A 20,752-nucleotide genomic window follows, 5' to 3' on the forward strand; every position below is an offset into this window, starting at 1 on the left:
ATTTTAATATAAATCAGCCAAAAAAGCGATGCTTTTGAAGGAAATCCAACCTAAGACGGAGTCCAAAAATGGATCACCCAGAAGAGCTCCTTCTTATGGACAGACAAGAAAAGGCCGGGATCCGTCATCCCAGCCATCCATTTCTATTTCTCACATTCTTGTTTGATCAAGTCCATCAAAGAGTTGCGGTCCAGGATCCATTGGGCCCGTTCGTCCTTCTCATAGGTCCGGTTGGACAAAAAGATCACAGCTTCCTGCTTCTTTCGATTGTACATGATAAAGGTTCCTGTATAGCCTGTATGATCCAACCAGTCCCCCTCTAGATTCCATCCGAGAGCGCGGGTCTTGCCCTCTTCACGCGCAAAATTCTGAGACAAGTCACGCGCAAAATCATCCTTCAGATAATGCTCTAAGAAGCGCTCTAGATCAGCAACAGTTGAAAAAAGTCCAGCACTTCCCGCATGACAGCCCAATACTCTCGCTTTGGGATCATGAACACTTCCAGAAGCAAGGCCACGGACCGTTGGCACCGCCTTTTCGACCGGTCCAAACCGTGTCTCTGTCATCTTCCAAGGTGTAAAGATCAGCTCTTCAAATAAACGATCCAAGGGCTGGTGAAACCTGTCTTCTAACCAAAAGCCCAGCAGAAGAAAATTGACGTCGGTGTAATGAAAACTCTTGTCTTCTTTCAACTGCAAATTTTCAAGAGCTGTTTTCAACTGTCTCGCATCCAATTGATCCCGGTTGGGGATAAAAGGATCCAGCCCAGAAGTATGGGTCAACAGTTCCCGGATGGTCGTCTTCTCATGAGCAAAACGCGGGTAAAACTCTTTAAAGGGACGATCGAGCGGAAGCTCCCCTTTCGCATACAAAAAAGCACAGATGGTAGCGACTCCGACGACCTTACTGACACTGGCCAAATCATAGACCAGGTCAGCCACTACTGACTCTCCTTTTTCAGGATCCGCTAGTCCCAGATAGTGCTCACTCCACTGACCCTTGCGGTAAAGCGCAAGAGAGGCACCTGGATAGATGCCTTCTTGGATTTGTTCGGTAATTTTTTCGATGATTGCATTCACGCTCATCACTCCATTCTTATTCTTCATAAGAAATATGGACCTGATCTTGATTGGCTTCAAACCAGAGTTCTATCTGGCTTGGATCCTTGGCAATCAAGAAAGTTCCCTTACGGTGCACAAAATCGACAGTTTCTCCCAAGCGTTCTTTCACGACTTCCACATCAAAAGATGCCAATTCGACCTTGATCATGCTCAAATCCCAAGTCACCTTGTTCTCCACTTGGAGATCTTCTCCTTGAGCTTCCTGCAAATGGATAAAGTGGGCCAAAGCTGGCAAGTTGCTATAGAACTTCTCAGCCTCAGCAAGATCGGCCACATTGACCTCAAGAAAGTCCACATCAAAGCTGGTCAAACCTTTGAAATCTTCTGGAAGCTCAACAAGAGGCGCTTTCTCCAAAGGTTCTAGGCTTTCAAGATTTTCTTCCGCATGCACGAAAATGGTATCTCCTTGAGGAGACACAACTTCAAAGGCGCGACCATTAGCTCCTTGGTAAAGGGCGCTTGTCTCTGGCTGGCGGGCCAACAAATAATCAATTTCTTGAGCTTGTGCCACTTTCACCACGATGCGACCCAATTTCTTTGGACCTTCGACCTTACGCGAACGCATACTCGGTGACTCTTCTAAGACGATTTTTTCTACTTTTGAGGCATCTCCTAAAGACAGGAGAGCTCCTTCTTCCACTAATACTTTCATTCCCAATGTCTCTTCATAAAAGCGTTGATTGACATTTCGGTTATTCACTTTCAAGACTGGGATCACTCTTACGATCTGATTTGCTGTCATACTTTCCTCCAAGCACTTTTTATTGTAAAAGATTTTCTGGCTTTTTACAAGAAATCTTGTGCAAAAAAGACAGATTTTTCAAAAATAAAAATCTGTCTTTCTTTTTTTAGTATACTGTTCGTGTATGGACCCGCCCGTTTGGAGCTTCAAATTCGTATTCTAAGTAATCCTGATAGGTCCCTGGTGCAATCACTCCACGCACATCTAATACAGCCGTTCCTGCCTGTCCCACAATGGAATCTGCTAACAGGCAGCAATTAGTAGACAGAACAAAGTAAGATTTAAAACGCGAAGAAGTAAATTTATATAGCTCAGCCCCTAAATCATATTTCAATTTGTAAGCGTAGGTCGGCTGACCGTCTTCCAGTAACCTCCTAGGTGGATCCCAAGGTTCTAACAACTGATCAATTTCAGCTAGACGCTTCTCTACTGCCTGATTCTCTTCTTCGGTAAGGGATAGGCTGTAGCCAAACAGCGTCTTTTGACTCTCTTTTTTACATAGTTCGATGTATGGTTCCTTATCCACTTTAAACAGTACGCCATCCCCAATCGTCCCAAATAGACGCTCTGAAAAGGGATCGTAACTTCCGTAAGAAATGACCTTCCCCTGATAACAAATATCTACATGCCCAATCGCTCCAAATAAGTTGCTGTCAGAAGTATGAACCAAAATTTCTAATTCCCTTGCCTCTTCTTCTTTTTTCACCAATCGATAAGGGCCTGTGTGTCCCGCCGAGCTCCCTTTTTGAAGAAACTGGTTAAACCGTTTTAACTCCTTAGCAGGGATAAAGGCTGCAAAGATAACCGGTAGGCTAATACGAAAGCGACGTTTTAACTCTTGGCCTTGTTGGTCTTTGTCAAATAAAATACCATCTCGAATATTAGAAATCCCCAACAAGACCAGATAAGCCCCCAAGAGGATAAATTGGAAGTGCCCATCTGAACCAGGTTCCAAGACAGTTGCTAGACCAAGCCCACCGTTTAAAAGCGCATCCCATAAATAGAGCCAGCCTCCTTTTACCCGATTGGCCTTATAAAGCCAAAATGTGATCCCATAGACAATGGCACTCCCCAACTGATATGCCCCTAAACAAATCACAACTAAGTTTACGGGCAGACTACTCAGTCGATTCAACCAGATCAACGCAAGTGAAAGAAAAATAAACCAAATAGAGTGGCTATAGGAAATAGACTTGCTACGTAACAAAAAGCGAAGAAGAAAGCTTCCTAGTCCATCAACTAAAAAGTAAATGGCTAATAGATCCAAGGAAAATTTGGTGAAACCAACGCCGTTTCGAAAAATGAGAATCCCAAAAATGACGGCAAGAACCCCAAACAATAAGGTCCGTCTTCTTGCAACTTGTTCAAAAGATATTTTTTTCAATATTCCTTCTCCTTATAGACGAAAGGTCTTTAGACAAATACTATTTTATCAAGTATAATATAAGAAGTAAAGAAAAAAGAAACTGATAAAAGGAGCAGTCTATGAAATACAATCAATATAGCTATCTATCTGTTGACCAAAAAGACATTCTTAAGGAACTAAAAGAAATTGGGTTTGACCTTCCCACCCACCTCCCAGAAAAAGAACTGTTTGAATGGTTTGTCCGCAAGGTTTACTTCACCTATAAAGATACAGATTATCCCCTCTCTAACCTAGTGGTGGATTCTAAAACAGACTTTTTAACGTATATCCAATCTGACTGCGAATGGTCTCCGAACATTTTTTACACAGTAGCCCTCCAATTACTCGGTTTCCGCTATTTTATTGATTTTGAAGATACGGATAGCTTCTTGAAAGAAGTCCAATTTCCGATTGAGTATGGAAACTTGGTAGAAAACCTCTATCACCTTCTCAATACTCGAACAGTAAAAGGAAATTTACTCATCGATCAGTTGGTCAGCGATGGCTTGATTCCTGAAGATAACCAGTATCACTATTTTAACGGCAAGAGCCTCGCAACCTTTACGAGCCATGATGCCATCCGCGAGGTCGTCTATGTGGAAAGTCGGGTCGATACCGACAAAGATGGTCTGCCAGACTTGGTCAAGGTCAGCATTATCCGTCCTCGCTATGAAGGCAAGATTCCAGCTGTTATGACCGCAAGTCCTTATCACCAAGGGACCAACGATAAGGCCAGCGACAAGGCCCTCTACAATATGAATGTCGACCTCGAGGTCAAAGAACCTCATACCATTCAAGTAGAAGTACCTCAATTAGAATTGGTGGATCCTGTCGGTTCAGCTGAGCTAGTCGATGAAGCTGAAGAAACCCTCACTCATATCAACAGCAGTTATACTCTCAATGACTACCTGCTCGCTCGTGGCTTTGCCAATCTCTACGTCTCCGGTCTTGGAACCAAGGATTCCCAAGGCTTGATGACCAATGGAGATTATCGTCAAATCGAAGCCTATAAGAATGTCATCGACTGGCTCAATGGCCGTTGCCGGGCCTTTACAGATCACACACGCAAACGCCAAGTCAAAGCTGATTGGTCTAATGGAAAGGTCGCAACCACCGGGATCTCTTACCTTGGAACCATGTCTAACGGCCTTGCGACCACAGGTGTGGACGGTCTTGAAGTCATCATTGCAGAGGCTGGGATCTCTTCTTGGTACAACTACTACCGCGAAAACGGCCTCGTGACAAGTCCTGGTGGCTATCCAGGTGAAGATTTCGATTCCCTTGCCGAATTGACCTACTCGCGCAACCTTCTAGGTGGAGACTATTTGCACCATAATGCAGCCCACCAAGCCGATCTAGACATCGTGAAAAAAGAGCTGGACCGCGCTTCTGGAGACTACAATCAATTCTGGCACGACCGCAATTATCTCTTACATGCTGATCAGGTGAAGGCTGAGGTGGTCTTCACTCATGGTTCGCAAGACTGGAACGTGAAACCTCTTCACGTCTTTAATATGTTCCAGGCTCTTCCAACAAGCATCAAGAAACACCTCTTCTATCACAATGGTGCCCATGTCTATCTCAACAACTGGCAATCCATTGACTTCCGCGAAAGCATGAACGCCCTCCTCTCTAAAAAATTGCTGGGCTACGATTCAAGCTATGAATTGCCTACTGTCATCTGGCAGGACAATACAGGAGAACAAAGTTGGACTTCCTTGGATGATTTTGGCAACCAAACAAATCAGCGGACCTTCTCCCTGGGAGACGACGAAAAAGTCATCCAAAACCGCTACGAGACAAAAGATTACGAGCGCTATGGCAAGGCTTATCCGACCTTCTTAACGGACCTCTACCAGGATAAGGCGCAACAGGTGACCATTGATCTTCCAATCGAAGAAGACCTACACCTCAATGGGAAAGCTCGCCTTCACCTGCGACTTTACTCCAGCACCAATAAAGGCCTGCTTTCAGCCCAACTCTTAGAGCTTAGAAGCAAGAAATACCTCCAACCCTATCCTGCTGTCTTGTCGGTCCGTACGCTGGATAACGGTCGCTACCATATGCTAGACAATTTGACTGAGTTGCCTTTCAAAGAAGCTGGCCAACGAGTCATTTCTAAAGGTTATCTCAACCTCCAAAATCGTCATGACCTCTTAGAGGTTGAGGCTGTGACGCCAGGCGAGTGGATGGAATTTGACTTTGATCTTCAACCAACCATCTACAAGCTCGAAAAAGGAGCGACCCTTCGCCTGGTCCTTTACACAACGGACTTTGAAATCACTGTGCGCGATCAAACCGATTACCAACTGACCATTGATTTAGCACAATCCAGCCTCCATCTTCCTGAAATGACAGAGACCCGCTAATCGTGGTCTCAAGGCTTGCCCTTACTCGGCTTCATTTGACAGCTTAGCCTACTTATGTTACTATCTAATAGAGTATTTCATAGAAAAAGATATTAGAGGAAGTTATGGCGATTGAAAAAACTGTCAGCGAAATTGCTGAAATTTTAGGAGTCAGCCGCCAGGCGGTCAATAACCGTGTCAAAGCGCTGGCTCCAGAAGATACACAAAAGAACGAAAAAGGGGTTACCGTTGTAACCCGTAGTGGCTTGATCAAGCTCGAAGAAATCTACAAAAAAACTATTTTTGAAGATGAGCCCGTCAGCGATGATGTGAAACAACGCGAATTGATGGAAATTTTGGTAGATGAAAAAAATGCTGAAATCGTCCGTCTCTACGAGCAACTCAAAGCCAAAGACGAGCAACTCGCTAAGAAAGATGAACAGTTGCGCGTGAAAGACGTTCAAATTGCTGAAAAAGACAAGCAATTGGACCAACAACAACAATTGACTTTACAAGCAATGAACGACCGCGATACCTTGAAACTTGAACTCGAACAAGCCAACGAAAAAGTTCAAGAGCAAGAAAGCAAAGGTTTCTGGGCACGCGTTTTCCGTCGATAATCCGGGGCTGGATCCTACCAGTCCCTTTTCTTTTCTACCACAGGAGATTTCCCATGAAAGCATTAGAAGATTATATCGCCTTTGACCTCGAATTTAACCAATACGAAGGCGCCTATCAGATCATCCAGGTGTCTGCCGTACGTTTTACGGACGGTAAAGAAGTCGACCACTACGACTCCTACGTCTACACCGATAAGCCTCTAAAAAGCTTTATTAACGGCCTCACTGGCATTACCCAGGACAAGATCCAAAATGCCCCACAACTAGAACAGGTCCTCAGCGAATTCAAGGCCTTTGTAGGAGACCGGCCCTTGATCGGATACAATGCCAAAAAGAGCGACCTACCCATCCTACTTGAAAATGGCTTGGATTTAGAAGACCAGTACGCTGTCGATGTCTTTGACGAGGCTTTCGAACGTCGTCCATCTGACCTCCACGGCATTAAAAATCTCCAACTCCACACCGTTGCAGAATTTTTGGGAGTCGCAGGAAAATCACACGATAGCTTGGAGGATGCCCGCATGACAGCCCTTGTCTACGAACAATTCCTCGAATTCGATCAAGGCCGTACCCTCCTTGAAGAGCAAGAGAACTTCTCCACCAACCCCTTCGGAGGCTTGGACCTATCCGGATTCTTTGATGAATAAAAAAAGGCTCAAAACTGAGCAGTACTCCTAGAGTTAGATGTTTTCATATCTTTCTTTGGGGGTGCTTTTTATTTCATTTCTGTAAAGATTGACTAAAGTAAATTTTCATCCGACAGACAAATAGAGCATTTTCAAAGGCTTATCTTAAAATATTAGTTATTAAAGATTTAATCATTTCTAATTTTTTGAATATTCATTGACCAGACTTATTTTTAGATGTATAATGAGCATGTAAAATATATCACAAAGAATAATATGTAATAAGATTTAATGATTATATCTGATATTTCTCAATCATAGGGTTCTATTTTCTAGGAGAGATTTATGATTAATATCTTTAAATATCTTGATAAAAAAACAAAATACCTAACCATTATTGGAGCACTGGCAAATGGGGGTCTTGCATTAGGGCAACCTTTGGTTGTCGCCAAAGCATTATCAATAGATCAAAATAACCTTACCTATTCCTCTATTTGGAAATTTGCTCTCTTTGGTTTTTCTGTCTATTTCGCTTTGTATAGTCTAATGTTATTTTGTAATCATGCAAATAATGTCTTTAGACGCGAAATTCACATGAATATCCGAACGGCACTTTTTCAGAAGTTAATGGAAGACAGGGAATATAGTGAAGATGAAAAGATTACCATGCTGACACAGGATATGGAATTTTTAGGAGATAACTTTTTTGAACGCTATATGTCTATTTCATGTTGGGGATTTGGGGCACTGATTACGGCGATCTATATCATTGCCCAAAATGTTTTATTGGGTTCTATCTTTGTTTTCTTCACGATCTTACGTCCCATTCCACAATTCTTGATGAATAATAAGCTAAAGAATTCAGGGGATGAAATGTCTCAGGGAAGAACAGCTGTTCATAACCAAATCTCTGATAGTATTCGAGGGGCTCAGACCTTGCGGATGAATCAAGCCTTGCCTGAAAATTCTCAGCGCGTCTGGAATATCAATCTTCGTTATCAACGAGCTATTCAAAGGTTTGCTTTTACCCATAATATTGTTTTCTTTTGTAATGGTTTTATGGTCTTTCTGAGCCAAGTACTCCCCTTGGTATTAGGGTTCTTCCTTGCTATGCAGGGTCATCATGTTTCAGTGGCTAGCCTGGTTGCTATGTATATTGCTGCTGGTCAACTGGTAGGACCTATCCAAAATATCATGTATGATGTGGTTGAAGTACAAGGAGCCAAAACAACGGCAGAAAAGATTTTCGGAATTTTAAATCGAGCAGATGATAGTGAAACGGACAATCATTCGATCTCTCAAGTAGAAGAACTAGAAATTTCTCATTTAAGTAAATCTTATAATGGTAGAGAGATTCTTCGCGATCTTAATCTAGCCATTCGACAAGGCGAAAAAGTCCTCATCAAAGGGCCAAGTGGCTGTGGGAAATCAACCCTCTTCCGAATGATCACAGGGGAAGAAAAGCCGGATGCCGGAACGATTACTTGTCGTACAAGGGATGGAGTTAAAACAAGTCACTTTGTTCGTCAGGTAGGCATTATCAGCCAGCATCCTTTCCTCTTTAATGATACTGTTCGCTACAATCTCAGTTTGGGACAAGAGTTTTCAGATCAAGAATTGGAGACTGTTTTGAGACAGGTCAAACTCGACCATGAACTAACTGATGGACTTGATTTTGTAATCACTAATAACGGAGAAAATATTTCAGGTGGACAACGAGTCCGGGTTGAACTAGCCCGCTTCCTTCTTCGTAAAAAGGATATTTTATTAGCAGATGAGGTAACTGCAGCTCTTGACGTAGAAAATAGCCAGATGGTTCGTGACTTGATTTTCTCACTACCGATGATGGTGTTAGAAATCGCTCACCATATTGATAATGAAAGTCGATACGATCAAGTCATTGAATTAAGAAAAGAATAAAATTACTGACACAAACCTAAAAATATATCGTTAGTATATCAAAGAAAGAAAATACTAAAACTTTCCGCAGTGAGAAAAGTGCCTGAAACAATAACGTTTCAGGCACTCGGAATTATTGAGACCTTAGGCTCAATAATTAGTCTTGGAACTTCCTGGATTGCTGAAATCATCCACTGGATAATTTCACCTAACGTCCGTACTCACCTAAGGAAAGTTTTTAATATGACTTTGTCTTCAATCTGAAAGAGGCTCAAAACTGAGCCTCTTTTGAATTAATGAAAACTTCCTTAGCTTAAAATGGCAATTTCCCTGCGAAAGCACCGAGTTTTTTCTTGGTTGCCGCATCAATTTCTTCAATGGCAGCATTGATGGCTTGCACCGTCATATCAGAAAGAGTTTCTGTATCTTCTGGGTCGACCACTGCGGCGTTGAAATCGATGGAGACAACCTTCTTATCACCTGTAAGAGTTGCAACAACCAGGTCTTGAGCAGATTTCCCTACAAATTGAGTTGCGGCTAATTCCGCTTGGCTTTGCTCCATTTGCTTTTGCAATTTTTGAGCTTGCTTCATCATATTTTGCATATTCATCATAGTAATGACATTCCTTCCAACTTCTGAAATTTACAGTTCATTATACCATTTTTTAGACGCTTGGAAAAGCTTTGGATAGTAATCATGAAAAGCTTCTTTCACTCCGGATGGATTTTTAAGCTTTCACTACAAAATGAAAGAGAGCCTTTTTGAGCCTCTCTCAGAAAAATAATAAATTGTATTAGGATAAAATCATCGAAGCCACAATTGGACTAATGAATACATACAAAATTCCTGTGATCCCAATTGCCAATCCTGCCATAGCACCGGCCACATGACCATACTTAAACGCTGTCCCTGTTCCTACTGCATGTCCAGTTCCTCCAAGGGCTAACCCAATAGCTACTGGATCTTTTATTTTTAACATTTTCAATATCGTTGGGCCCAAGACACTTGTTAATAATCCAGTTGCTACAACTACCACAAGAGTGATGGTCGTAATTCCTTGCATTTTTTCAGTAATCCCAACTGCCATTGCAGTCGTAACCGATTTTGGAAAGAGTGAAATAGCTAGAAAATACTTCATCCCAAATGCTTTCGCAATCAAGGCTGTAAAAATCGTATTCACAATAACCGCTACTGTTGAGCCGATCAAAATACTCCGTGCATGATGCTTCATCAAATGGAAACTTTTATAGAGAGGAATTCCCAAGGCGACTGTCGATGGTCCAATCAACTGATTTAACAGGGAACCACCGACATAGTAATCTTTATAAGAAATTCCTGTAATCATTAAGAATAAGATAACGATTACTGTAGCCACTAAAAGTGGCGTTGTTATAGGATGGGGATACCTGCGGAAGATTAACATTCCAATCAAATAAGCCCAAATAGATAAGACAATCCCAAATAAAGGATTACCCGCAAAATTAGCCATGCTTGCGTCCCCCTTCTGGATAATCACCTTCAAAACGATTTTTTATAAAACTAACCACAATTGCAATTAAAGCCACATTGATGACCAAGGCTCCAACTAGAATCAACATGATTGGAAACAGATAAGGTGCAATCACATGAAACTTATCCATAATACCGACAGCAGGGGGAAGAAACAGAATCGTCATGTTTGCTAATAAAAAATTTCCTACCATATTGACGTGGCGCATGCGTAGTAACTTAAACTGTAATAATAAAAATAGGATCAACAGCCCGATCATACTTCCAGGAATTGGTAAGTGCAACCCATCCGAAATGATTTCACCAATTAATGAAATCGTGAATATAATCGTCAGTTGTACATATAATTTCATCTTCATCTCCCTTTTTATGGATCATTTCCAATAAGGATTCGTATCCTCGATTCTGCTTACTTAGAAGTAAACATCCATTTATCCCTATCAGTTTACTCCTTTTCGGAAAATTTGCAAGCTTTTTTCTAAAAAAATAAAACAAATTACCAAAAATTGAAGCTACTATTTTGATTCATGACATCCATTTTATGATACAATGAAACCAAAAACGGTTAAGTTAACATGAAAGGATCTACATGACTCATTTTCATACCATTGTCATCGGTGGTGGCCCAGCAGGTATGATGGCGACCATTGCCAGCGCATCTTATGGCCAACCTACGCTACTGATCGAAAAAAATAAAAAGCTGGGCAAGAAACTCGCTGGTACCGGAGGAGGCCGCTGTAATGTCACAAACAACGGGACCTTAGACGATTTGATGGCCGGTATCCCTGGAAATGGCCGTTTCCTTTACAGTGTGTTTTCCCAATTTGATAATCATGATATCATCCAATTTTTCACCGATAATGGGGTCAAGCTGAAAGTCGAAGACCATGGTCGGGTCTTTCCTGTTAGTGATCAATCTCGCACCATTATTCAAGCTTTAGAAAATAAGATCCTTGAGCTAGGTGCTAGTATTGCCACCAACTGTGAAGTGGTCTCTGTCACCAAGCCAGAAGACGTCTTCATCGTCAAATCAGCTGAAAACACTTGGACAGCCGATAAGCTGATCGTTACGACTGGAGGCAAATCCTACCCTTCTACCGGCTCTACTGGTTACGGACACGAAATCGCCCGCCACTTCAAACATAGCATTACGGATCTAGAAGCGGCAGAAAGTCCTCTTTTGACAGATTTTCCACACAAGGCCCTCCAAGGGATCTCTCTGACAGATGTGACCCTCAGCTACGGCAAACACATCATCACACACGACCTTCTCTTTACCCATTTTGGACTCTCTGGTCCTGCAGCCCTTCGGATGTCTAGCTTTGTTAAAGGTGGGGAAATCTTATCTCTGGACCTCCTTCCGACTACCTCTTCTCAAGAGTTAAAAGACTTTCTAGAAGAGCATCGAGAAAAGGCCATTAAAAATAGCCTCAAAGCCCTGCTTCCTGAACGATTAGCTGATTTCTTGGCGCAAGGATTCCCTGAAAAAGCCAAGCAACTCACTCCTCCCCAGACAGAAGAGCTCATCCAAAAGATCAAAGAGATGCCTATCCCCGTCACTGGGAAGATGTCTCTAGCCAAATCCTTTGTGACCAAGGGTGGCGTCAGCCTCAAAGAAATCAATCCTAAAACCCTGGAGAGTAAGCTAGTTTCTGGACTCCACTTTGCAGGTGAGGTCCTCGATATCAATGCCCATACAGGCGGTTTTAATATCACATCCGCCCTCTGTACCGGTTGGGTAGCAGGGAGCCCTCATTACTAATAGGAATTTACTAACTTTATTCTTCATCTATTGAAATAAAATTTTTAAAAATTCTTTACAAGTTAGTATTTACTTGATAGAATGGATTGGTATAAAATTTATAAAGGAGATTATTAGAATCATGGATTTTGATTTTAGTGTTAAACTCTTTTCAGAGTTTATTGGAACGGCTTTGCTACTTATCCTCGGAAATGGTGCAGTTGCAAACGTCGAATTAAAAGGAACTAAAGGTCATCAAAGCGGTTGGCTTGTCATTGCGATCGGATATGGGATGGGAGTAATGATTCCAGCCTTGATGTTCGGTAATGTTTCAGGAAACCACATTAACCCTGCCTTTACTCTTGGACTTGCGGTCAGCGGACTCTTCCCATGGGCAAATGTTTTACCATACATCGCTGCTCAACTTCTTGGAGCTATGTTTGGACAATTGGTTGTCGTTGCGACTCACCGTCCATACTACATCCAAACTGAAAATCCTAACAACATCTTAGGAACATTTTCAACGATTTCTAGTTTGGATAAAGGAACTCCTGAATCACGTAAGGCTGCTACCATTAATGGCTTCATCAACGAGTTTGCTGGATCTTTCGTCCTTTTCTTTGGTGCCCTCGGCTTGACGAAACATTTCTTTGGTGCAGAGGTTGCAGGTCTTGCTCAAAAAGCTGCTGCTGAACAAGGAGGCGTCTTTGATGCTACCACATCAGCAGCAAAATTGGCTTTATCACAAGCACACGCTTCAGGTTTAGGAATTGCTCACTTGGCTCTTGGTTTCCTTGTTATGGCTCTTGTTACGTCACTTGGAGGTCCTACTGGACCTGGTTTGAACCCTGCACGTGACTTTGGTCCTCGTTTGGTCCATGCCTTCCTTCCAAAGTCTATCTTGGGAGAACACAAAGGGGATTCTAAATGGTGGTATGCTTGGGTACCAGTTGTAGCCCCAATTCTTGCTGCTATCTTAGCTGTATTATTGTTCAAAGTTATCTATCTTCGTTAATCTATCTAAAAAAACGAACTCGATTTTCCATCGAGTTCGTCTTTTTATTGTTCTTTGGTTAATGAAAAACGGAAATCATTGTATTTGTTGTAGTCAAATGGTGTATTGGTAGCCGTTGTGAAAACAATCGGTGTATAGTGTCCTTCTTCCAAGATAAAACCAGGTTCGAGTCGGAAGTCAGCGACACCCAGACCTGTGATCCCTGGAAGCAAGGCATCAGCCCCATCCAATCCTTCTGAATCCCAATAGTAGATATTGCCTGTTGCTTGGACGGCTCTTGCTGTATAGGTCGCTGTCCGAGTTGGTTCGCTATCATTTTTGAAACTAACCACTGTTGTCACATTTCCATTGGCATCCACAGTCATTTTAATCGCATCCGCTTGTGGACTAGATCCTACCCAAGTTCCCACCAATTCTGCAGGGACAGTAGCTTGCGTCGTAGTAGACGCATTCTCGGTCTTACCAGAGTCTTTTGAAGCTGTCGCGCTACTGGCTTGAGTCGAAGAGCTAGCTGTATCGTTTGCCTGAGAGGAAGATGCTGCACTCTTTTTGCTATTACTTTTGGCTTTTTTCTCTACCTTGCTGGTAGATACTTTTGCGGATGAGGAAGCTGTCTTTTTATCCTTTGCACCACAACCACCGAGAGCTAGACCAAGTGAAGCAGCCACCAGAACAGCGGCACTCCAACGGAAGATTGATTTTTTCATACGATCACCTCTTTATCTTTCTGACTCCCATTATACTCCAATTGTTACAAAAATCAAGTTTTTTTGTAACAATTGTAATTTTTTTGTAACATATTTTTACATTTAAAATACCAATCGTAATAGGGCGATCAAGACAATTCCAAACAAAACGGTTCCCATAAGGTTTTTGTAACGAAAGGCTACAAAGAGACTGGGAATGGTCACCACTAGGTCCAACCAGTGGAGCTGCGGGAGACTTCCAATTTTTCCATCTACTAAGCTTGATAAAACCAAGGCAAAGATAATGGAAATGGGCAGGTATTTGAGAAAGCGGGTTACAGGAGCCGGTAGTCCCTTGTATTTGACTAAGAGGAAGGGCAAGATCCGAGGAATCCAGGTAACGAGGGCTGAGGCCAGAATGGCCATGAAGATATAACTATTCACGCGCATCACAGACCACCCCCACAAAACAGCCGATCAAGGTCGCAGCTAGCACAGCTAGCGGTTGCGAAACAAAAAAGAGTAAGAGAAAGAAACTCACTGCTACTGCTAACAGCACCATGAGCATGGTTTTGGTCTTTTCTGTCAGTTGCATTCCTTGAAACTGGGCTGCAAAAATCCCAATAAACATAGCCACCAAAGCAAAATCAAGCCCAAAAGCCTTTGGATCAGGTAGGAGAGATCCTAGAGCTGTTCCGATAACCGTCGCACTGATCCAGGCCACATAGCCTACTAGATTGTTCCCATGCATCCAAGGAACTGTAATGGTGTCCGTCTTTAATTTCTCACTCAAGTAGACCCCATAACTCTCATCAGTCAGGAGACTACCAATCCCAATGGTATGAGCGAGACTAGCATCCTTAAAGTCAGACGACGTATGCAGACTCATCAACATATTCCGGAGATTGATCAAACACACCGTCAAGGCCATATTCAAGATCGAAGAATGGGCCGCAATCAGAGAGATCATCGCAAACTGGGCCGCCCCAGCATAGACCAATACACTCATCAAGGCCATCTCTAAAGGAGAAAGATAGGGAGACGCCACCACACCACAAGCCAGGCCAATACTGATATAGCCCAAAGCCGTCGGTAGCGCGTCCCTCACCCCCTGCCAAAAATCTTTTTCCACTCTCTTACTCCTTTCCAAATCATTGACCTCTATTATAACACAAGAAAAAAGGTTGAAAAACGAGATCTGGTATAGAAAAGATAACCTCTCATTATACTCCTATCTCTACCTACTTATTTACTTTTAAATCTGATATCTCTAATGACATCTTTTCTTCTTGTGTCATGGTCTCGACAATTTGTTTTTGCTCGCTTGATATTGGCAAGGTCAAAATCGTAGCAGATTGATCCGGCAATGCTCCACTGTCACTAATTTTATAGCCAATCCGTTTATTTTGATATATGAATTGCCCATCATATTTCCAATTCAATGAAAACTCAAAATCCTTATCAATTTGAAATCCAGCTTTGTTAATCAATAGAAAAACAGCATATTCTTGTTGATTTGATGAAAAAGTTGCTCCAGTAAAGTTGATCGATAGGCTTCCTTGATTTCCAAGTTCTGGATGTTCCTTGGTTAATTTCTTCCCTAATTCAATTACATTTGATTCTTTTCCTTCATACTGTGGTCCCACCACAAACTGCAAGCCTTTTTCATTTTTAACAGTTGAAGACTCTTTTGAGATCTGCTCCGTTTTGCTTGGCGAAGAATCTTTTGATTCCTGTCGAGACTGGGCGCATGCTGTTAATGATAGAAGCGCTACAATCAAAACGATCGTTTTTTTCATCGTTTCTACTCTTTTTTTCTTATTCATTCAATTCTAATTACTTTTTTCAATGATTATCTCTTCTACACTATCAAGCCTTAAATTCCCTGTTTTAGCTCCTAAAAGAACTGGGACTTTACCAAATTCAAAGGTCAATAGAAAAGCCGTAAGAATACCGCCTATCACCAAAAAGATCCCTTCTGTTCCATTATTGATGAATAAATACATGGCTAAACAGGCCAGTAAGACAACATTTAATAGATGGGTATCAAAAATTTGCTTTCTTTCTGGTATCGGCTTGAAAGTCACCCTGTATCTCTTAGTCGCTGTAGGAAATAGAGTCTTAACCTTTTTACGAGCCTTTTCTAGAGAAAATCGAAAGAGCGCAAATGATATAAGCATGGCAACCATGAATAAGACTATCTTTAGAAAAATTTGCTGACTAATAGCATACTCACTGAATAGATTTTCTAAGAGTCTATAAACCACTCCAACAAATGGCTGGACTATAATGGCTGCTGTCCCTCCTTTTATTTTATTGATCGGTGTACCTGGAATTGTAACATTTTTATCTACTTCCATCATCTCAACAGTGATAGTTTCCGTTGGCAACCCCCAATAATAGAGCTTGGGCTTCATAGTACTAGCATCCAAAATAAAATGTTTACCATCATATTCTACCAATTGGTGACAGAAGATACTTGTTTCCTTATATTCTAACATCCTATTGACTTCCTTTCGTTTCGCCTTACTCCCACCTCAGTTTTATTCCCTCTATCATACCGAATTTTCTTGCTAATCGCAAATCCCTTACTAGTTGGTGAGATTCCAACAAAAAGCCATCTGGATGCCTTCATCCAAATGGCTTGTGTCCACTTATTCGATTCCTTCAAAGGCCAGACTTGGTTTGGCATTGAGGTCCCAGCCTGCGAAGTTTTCTTTGTTCCATTCACTAACGCTGGCATAGGCAATCATCCCTGCATTGTCCCCGCAGAGACGCAGAGGCGGAATGATGACCTTAACATCCGTGATGTCAGAAGCCAAGCGTTCACGGAGACCTTGGTTGGCTGCGACCCCACCAGCGACGACTAGAGTCTTGACCGGATATTTCTCCAAAGCCTTTTTGGTCTTGGCCATGAGAATGTCTAAAACGGCTGCTTGGAAACTCGCTGACAAGTCCGCATTGGAAAGGCTTTCTCCTTTTTGCTGGGCATTATGGTGCAAATTGATAAAGGCCGACTTAAGCCCTGAAAAAGAAAATTCCAGATTGTCTTCCTTGATCATGGCCCGTGGGAAATCGTAGATATCAGATCCTTGGTGGGCCAGCTGATCAATTTCACGTCCTGCTGGATAGGTCAAGCCCATCACGCGCCCGACCTTGTCATAAGCCTCTCCTACAGCGTCATCACGGGTCTCTCCGACGATCTTATAATCTCCTGCTTCACTGACGTAGACCAGCTCTGTATGTCCTCCACTCACCAGCAAGGCTAAGAGCGGAAACTCTAAGGGCTCCACGCTTTGAGCAGCCATCAAGTGCCCCGCCATATGATTGACAGGAATCAAAGGAAGGCCGTGCGCCCAGGCAAAGGCCTTAGCTGCAGCCAAGCCGACTAAAAGAGCCCCAACCAGGCCTGGGCCGTAAGTAACGGCTACAGCAGTGACCTCGTCTTCTGTGATCCCTGCTTCTTCTAGGGCTTCTTCAATACAAGCGGTGATGACTTCTACATGGTGACGGGAGGCTACCTCAGGCACCACTCCACCAAAACGCTTGTGACTTTCGATTTGACTGGCAATGACATTGGACAAAAGTTGGTCGTCATTTTTCAAGACAGCCACGCTGGTCTCATCACACGATGTCTCAAAAGCCAAAATATATCTATCTTTCATTCGGGTTCCTCTTCATGATCACGGCATCCTCTATCGGATCGTGATAGTAGTTTTTCCTCCGTGCAATTTCTTCAAAGTGCATTTTTTTGTATAGGCCTTGGGCCGGTTGATTGGACACGCGCACTTCTAAGAAAATCTCTTTTTGGTCCGGCAGCTGCGCGAGTAACTGCTGGGCTAGGCCTCGGCCCTGAAAAGCGCGCTTGACCGCAATCTGCAAGACCTCTGCTTCATAGAGAGTCTCTTGAATGGCGACAAACCCAAGGACTTGCCGCTCCTCATCCAGGGCTATGAAATAAGTACTTGATGCCTGCTCTAAATCAGCTTGGATCTGCTCCAACTTCCAGGGGCTGTGGGTATAGACATCTTCCATCACAGAGAGAATAGCGGCTGCATCCTGAATTCGCCCCTTTTTGATTTCTACTTTGATCATAAACGCTTGATGTAGGAGGTCGTTGTTTCCGTGTGGTCTTTGAGCCAATTTTCCTCTGCTTCGACCCGTTTGAGATAATTAGGGACAAAATCATGGAGGCTTGCAGGCGCTTGTTTGAGGCCGAGACATCCGATTTTGACTGCATTTGGCAGGGTTTCATAGTAAGTAGCCCTTGGCAGGCTAGAGGCAATCTGCTCCTTAAAGGGAGTGATTTCTCCGACAAAAGTGACCTGCTCACTTGTTGCTGCACGATCTAGGACTTCCTCAAATGGAAAATGCCCTTCTGGTGCAACCAGCTGATCTTCTTGGTAAAAACCTGCATAAACGTTGTTTCGACGGGCATCCATGACAGGAACTACCAAACCTTCTAGATCATCTGGCACTAGGGCTAAGAGGCTCGAAACCCCGACCAACTCAATCCCTAAGGTATGAGCCAAGGTCTTTGCGGTTGCGACCGCAATGCGCAGCCCAGTGTAGCTCCCAGGACCTTCTGCCACCACGATACGATCCAAGTCCTTGGGTGTCAAGTCAATTTGTTGCATCAAAAAATCGATGACCGGCATCAAGGTGATACTATGATTCTTTTTAATGGTTAATGTTGTTTCTGCAAGTAGAGTCTCATCTTCTAAAATCGCTACAGAAAGAGCCTTACTCGAGGTATCAAATGCTAATAATTTCATTTCCTACTCCTCTTGAACTGGATTATATTATACTACAAATTCCCTTCAAATCCCAGCGAAACTCTCCTCTAGAGCGCAGGATTTTCCTATCCAAAACCGCTCAAAAGCTTCTCTATTATAGGTCTTTGCCTCTCTGACTTTTCCAGTCTATCTTTTACTTACAGGCGAATTTATGATATAATGATAATTAATTGTATCGAATCAGGTCCACTGGTTGCGAGTAGGAAACTCTAGTGATTGCACTCCTCCGCAGCTAACAAATGGACCGAAATAATGAAAGGAAAATTACTTCATGATTTACAAAGTTTTTTATCAGGAAACAAAAGACCGCAACCCTCGTCGTGAAACAACGCATGCACTTTATCTCGATATTGATGCACCAAACGAACGCGAAGGACGCATCCAAGCACGTCAATTGGTTGAAGCAAACACAGATTTCAACATTGAATTTATCACACCACTTTCTGAGCAACACCTTGCTTACGAGAAAGAGTCAGGTGCTTTTGAACTAACGGAGTACTAATCCATGGCTTATACCTTAAAACCTGAAGAAGTTGGTGTATTTGCCATTGGTGGACTTGGAGAAATCGGAAAAAATACCTACGGGATCGAATACCAAGATGAAATCATCATTGTCGATGCCGGGATCAAATTTCCAGAAGATGACCTCCTTGGGATCGACTATGTAATCCCAGATTACTCTTATATCGTTGACAATATCGATCGCGTCAAAGCGGTCCTCATTACCCACGGGCACGAAGACCACATTGGTGGGATTCCTTTCCTTTTGAAGCAAGCCAATGTCCCTATCTATGCTGGACCTTTGGCGCTTGCCTTAATCCGTGGAAAATTAGAAGAGCATGGCCTTCTTCGTGATGCCAAACTCTACGAAATCAACCAAAACACTGAGCTTCAATTTAAAAATCTTAAAGCAACCTTCTTCCGTACGACTCACTCGATTCCAGAACCTTTGGGAATTGTGATTCACACCCCTCAAGGAAAGATTGTCTGTACCGGAGACTTCAAGTTTGACTTCACACCTGTTGGGGAACCAGCTGACCTCCATCGCATGGCAGCTCTTGGAGAAGAAGGCGTTCTCTGTCTGCTCTCAGACTCAACCAACGCGGAAATTCCAACCTTTACCAACTCTGAAAAAGTGGTTGGCCAATCCATCATGAAGATCATCGAAGGGATCCACGGGCGCATCATCTTTGCTTCCTTTGCTTCAAATATCTTCCGTCTCCAACAAGCTGCTGAGGCTGCTGTCAAGACCGGTCGCAAGATCGTCGTCTTTGGACGCTCGATGGAAAAAGCCATCGTCAACGGAATTGAGCTTGGCTACATCAAGGTCCCTGCTGGAACCATTATCGAGCCAAATGAGATCAAAGACTATGCGGCCAATGAGATCCTGATCATGTGTACAGGAAGCCAAGGGGAGCCAATGGCAGCCCTCTCTCGGATTGCCAACGGAACGCACCGCCAAGTGCAACTCCAACCAGGAGATACCGTGATCTTCTCTTCTAGTCCAATTCCTGGAAATACAACCAGTGTGAATAAATTGATCAATACGATTTCTGAAGCGGGTGTAGAGGTCATTCACGGAAAGATCAACAACATCCATACTTCTGGACACGGGGGGCAACAAGAACAAAAACTCATGCTCCGCTTGATCAAACCAAAATACTTCATGCCTGTCCATGGTGAATACCGGATGCAGAAGATCCACGCAGGACTTGCGCGTGATTGCGGAGTGGAAAAAGACAATATCTTCATCATGAGTAATGGTGATGTCCTCGCTCTTACAGCCAACTCTGCTCGGATCGCAGGAAGCTTCAATGCTCAAGATATCTATGTCGATGGAAACCGCATCGGTGAAATCGGGGCTGCTGTCCTTCGTGACCGGAGAGACCTTTCTGAAGACGGTGTTGTGCTTGCTGTTGCGACTGTTGACTTCAAATCGAAGATGATCCTGGCTGGACCAGACATCTTGAGCCGTGGTTTTATCTACATGCGTGAATCAGGAGATCTGATTCGTGAAAGCCAACGCATCCTCTTCAATGCAATTCGCATCGCCTTGAAGAACAAAGATGCCAATATCCAAACCGTCAATGGTGCGATTGTTAATGCCCTTCGCCCATTCTTATACGAGAGCACGGAACGTGAACCTATCATTATCCCAATGATTCTCACACCAGATGACGAAAATTAAAAAAACAACCAGTTGAGACCACTGTTTCGACTGGTTTTATAGTGACCTTTTGAGG

At 43.0% G+C, this 20,752-nt stretch carries 22 protein-coding genes; 8 read left to right on the forward strand and 14 right to left on the reverse strand.

The features are described 5' to 3' along the window. Positions 1-143: 143 nt before the first annotated feature. The 3 genes from O3646_RS08815 to O3646_RS08825 all read right to left on the reverse strand — a co-directional run bounded on the left by O3646_RS08815 (position 144) and on the right by O3646_RS08825 (position 3,247). Positions 144-1,085, reverse strand: coding sequence for a serine hydrolase domain-containing protein (locus tag O3646_RS08815; RefSeq protein WP_173018907.1), 942 nt, complete (start codon positions 1,083-1,085; stop codon positions 144-146). A 10-nt stretch (positions 1,086-1,095) separates the two neighbouring features. Further along, positions 1,096-1,863, reverse strand: a complete 768-nt coding sequence (locus O3646_RS08820) for a CppA N-terminal domain-containing protein (RefSeq protein ID WP_155170255.1) — start codon at positions 1,861-1,863, stop codon at positions 1,096-1,098. A gap of 106 nt (positions 1,864-1,969) precedes the next feature. Continuing rightward, positions 1,970-3,247: an HdeD family acid-resistance protein gene (locus tag O3646_RS08825; protein WP_023919173.1), complete on the reverse strand. Its 1,278-nt coding sequence runs from the start codon at positions 3,245-3,247 to the stop codon at positions 1,970-1,972. Between the two features lie 101 nt (positions 3,248-3,348). Here O3646_RS08825 and O3646_RS08830 point away from each other — a divergent pair, with 101 nt between their 5' ends. The 4 genes from O3646_RS08830 to O3646_RS08845 all read left to right on the forward strand — a co-directional run bounded on the left by O3646_RS08830 (position 3,349) and on the right by O3646_RS08845 (position 8,782). Next, positions 3,349-5,637 (forward strand): Xaa-Pro dipeptidyl-peptidase, encoded by a 2,289-nt coding sequence (locus tag O3646_RS08830; RefSeq protein WP_371610790.1) that lies wholly within the window; start codon positions 3,349-3,351, stop codon positions 5,635-5,637. A 104-nt stretch (positions 5,638-5,741) separates the two neighbouring features. Continuing rightward, positions 5,742-6,236, forward strand: a complete 495-nt coding sequence (locus tag O3646_RS08835; RefSeq protein WP_003008835.1) for a DUF536 domain-containing protein — start codon at positions 5,742-5,744, stop codon at positions 6,234-6,236. A gap of 53 nt (positions 6,237-6,289) precedes the next feature. Next, positions 6,290-6,883 carry a 3'-5' exonuclease gene (locus O3646_RS08840; RefSeq protein WP_013904187.1) on the forward strand — a complete coding sequence of 198 codons (594 nt, stop codon included), beginning with the start codon at positions 6,290-6,292 and terminating at the stop codon, positions 6,881-6,883. A 324-nt stretch (positions 6,884-7,207) separates the two neighbouring features. Beyond that, positions 7,208-8,782 (forward strand): ABC transporter ATP-binding protein, encoded by a 1,575-nt coding sequence (locus O3646_RS08845; protein WP_070595544.1) that lies wholly within the window; start codon positions 7,208-7,210, stop codon positions 8,780-8,782. A 292-nt stretch (positions 8,783-9,074) separates the two neighbouring features. Here the strand turns inward: O3646_RS08845 and O3646_RS08850 are convergent, their stop codons facing one another. From O3646_RS08850 to O3646_RS08860, 3 genes are all read right to left on the reverse strand, one after another. Next, on the reverse strand, positions 9,075-9,374 hold the full coding sequence (locus O3646_RS08850) for a YbaB/EbfC family nucleoid-associated protein (protein WP_003005613.1): 300 nt from the start codon (positions 9,372-9,374) through the stop codon (positions 9,075-9,077). A gap of 181 nt (positions 9,375-9,555) precedes the next feature. After that, complete coding sequence (locus tag O3646_RS08855; RefSeq protein WP_155170259.1) at positions 9,556-10,251, reverse strand: LrgB family protein; 696 nt, start codon at positions 10,249-10,251, stop codon at positions 9,556-9,558. Then, entirely contained in the window at positions 10,244-10,624 is a 381-nt protein-coding gene (locus O3646_RS08860; protein WP_041818372.1) for a CidA/LrgA family protein, read from the reverse strand. The genes O3646_RS08855 and O3646_RS08860 overlap by 8 nt, the downstream gene beginning before the upstream one ends. A 236-nt stretch (positions 10,625-10,860) precedes the next feature. Between O3646_RS08860 and O3646_RS08865 the strand changes: the two genes are divergently transcribed. Together O3646_RS08865 and gla are read left to right on the forward strand one after the other, a co-directional pair. Continuing rightward, positions 10,861-12,033, forward strand: coding sequence for an NAD(P)/FAD-dependent oxidoreductase (locus O3646_RS08865; protein ID WP_155170261.1), 1,173 nt, complete (start codon positions 10,861-10,863; stop codon positions 12,031-12,033). A gap of 121 nt (positions 12,034-12,154) precedes the next feature. Next, positions 12,155-13,027, forward strand: coding sequence for an aquaglyceroporin Gla (gla, locus tag O3646_RS08870; RefSeq protein WP_155170263.1), 873 nt, complete (start codon positions 12,155-12,157; stop codon positions 13,025-13,027). A 44-nt stretch (positions 13,028-13,071) separates the two neighbouring features. Here the strand turns inward: gla and O3646_RS08875 are convergent, their stop codons facing one another. The 8 genes from O3646_RS08875 to tsaB form a co-directional block, all read right to left on the reverse strand. Next, the gene (locus O3646_RS08875) at positions 13,072-13,734 is read right to left on the reverse strand and encodes a hypothetical protein (RefSeq protein ID WP_155170266.1); all 663 of its coding nucleotides are present in this window, start codon (positions 13,732-13,734) and stop codon (positions 13,072-13,074) included. Positions 13,735-13,836: 102 nt separating this feature from the next. Continuing rightward, entirely contained in the window at positions 13,837-14,163 is a 327-nt protein-coding gene (locus O3646_RS08880) for an AzlD domain-containing protein (RefSeq protein WP_037608111.1), read from the reverse strand. Next, on the reverse strand, positions 14,150-14,845 hold the full coding sequence (locus O3646_RS08885) for an AzlC family ABC transporter permease (RefSeq protein WP_003003018.1): 696 nt from the start codon (positions 14,843-14,845) through the stop codon (positions 14,150-14,152). Before O3646_RS08885 ends, O3646_RS08880 begins: the two co-directional genes overlap by 14 nt. Before the next feature lie 109 nt (positions 14,846-14,954). Then, positions 14,955-15,512 (reverse strand): hypothetical protein, encoded by a 558-nt coding sequence (locus O3646_RS08890; RefSeq protein WP_371610791.1) that lies wholly within the window; start codon positions 15,510-15,512, stop codon positions 14,955-14,957. A gap of 33 nt (positions 15,513-15,545) precedes the next feature. After that, on the reverse strand, positions 15,546-16,214 hold the full coding sequence (locus O3646_RS08895) for a DUF443 family protein (protein ID WP_155170270.1): 669 nt from the start codon (positions 16,212-16,214) through the stop codon (positions 15,546-15,548). Positions 16,215-16,367: 153 nt separating this feature from the next. Then, positions 16,368-17,378 carry a tRNA (adenosine(37)-N6)-threonylcarbamoyltransferase complex transferase subunit TsaD gene (gene tsaD / locus O3646_RS08900; protein WP_118396417.1) on the reverse strand — a complete coding sequence of 337 codons (1,011 nt, stop codon included), beginning with the start codon at positions 17,376-17,378 and terminating at the stop codon, positions 16,368-16,370. After that, positions 17,368-17,808: a ribosomal protein S18-alanine N-acetyltransferase gene (gene rimI / locus O3646_RS08905; RefSeq protein WP_155170335.1), complete on the reverse strand. Its 441-nt coding sequence runs from the start codon at positions 17,806-17,808 to the stop codon at positions 17,368-17,370. Before rimI ends, tsaD begins: the two co-directional genes overlap by 11 nt. Next, positions 17,805-18,488 carry a tRNA (adenosine(37)-N6)-threonylcarbamoyltransferase complex dimerization subunit type 1 TsaB gene (tsaB, locus tag O3646_RS08910; protein WP_155170271.1) on the reverse strand — a complete coding sequence of 228 codons (684 nt, stop codon included), beginning with the start codon at positions 18,486-18,488 and terminating at the stop codon, positions 17,805-17,807. The genes rimI and tsaB overlap by 4 nt, the downstream gene beginning before the upstream one ends. A gap of 292 nt (positions 18,489-18,780) precedes the next feature. On the opposite strand from tsaB, the gene O3646_RS08915 reads away from it, so the two are divergent. Beyond that, positions 18,781-19,011 (forward strand): DNA-directed RNA polymerase subunit epsilon, encoded by a 231-nt coding sequence (locus tag O3646_RS08915; protein WP_003008866.1) that lies wholly within the window; start codon positions 18,781-18,783, stop codon positions 19,009-19,011. Between the two features lie 3 nt (positions 19,012-19,014). Continuing rightward, positions 19,015-20,697 carry a ribonuclease J1 gene (gene rnjA / locus O3646_RS08920; RefSeq protein ID WP_003003107.1) on the forward strand — a complete coding sequence of 561 codons (1,683 nt, stop codon included), beginning with the start codon at positions 19,015-19,017 and terminating at the stop codon, positions 20,695-20,697. The last annotated feature ends 55 nt before the right edge of the window (positions 20,698-20,752 follow it).

This window comes from Streptococcus sp. 27098_8_148, assembly GCF_041432105.1.
GTDB lineage: Bacteria > Bacillota > Bacilli > Lactobacillales > Streptococcaceae > Streptococcus > Streptococcus parasanguinis_AE.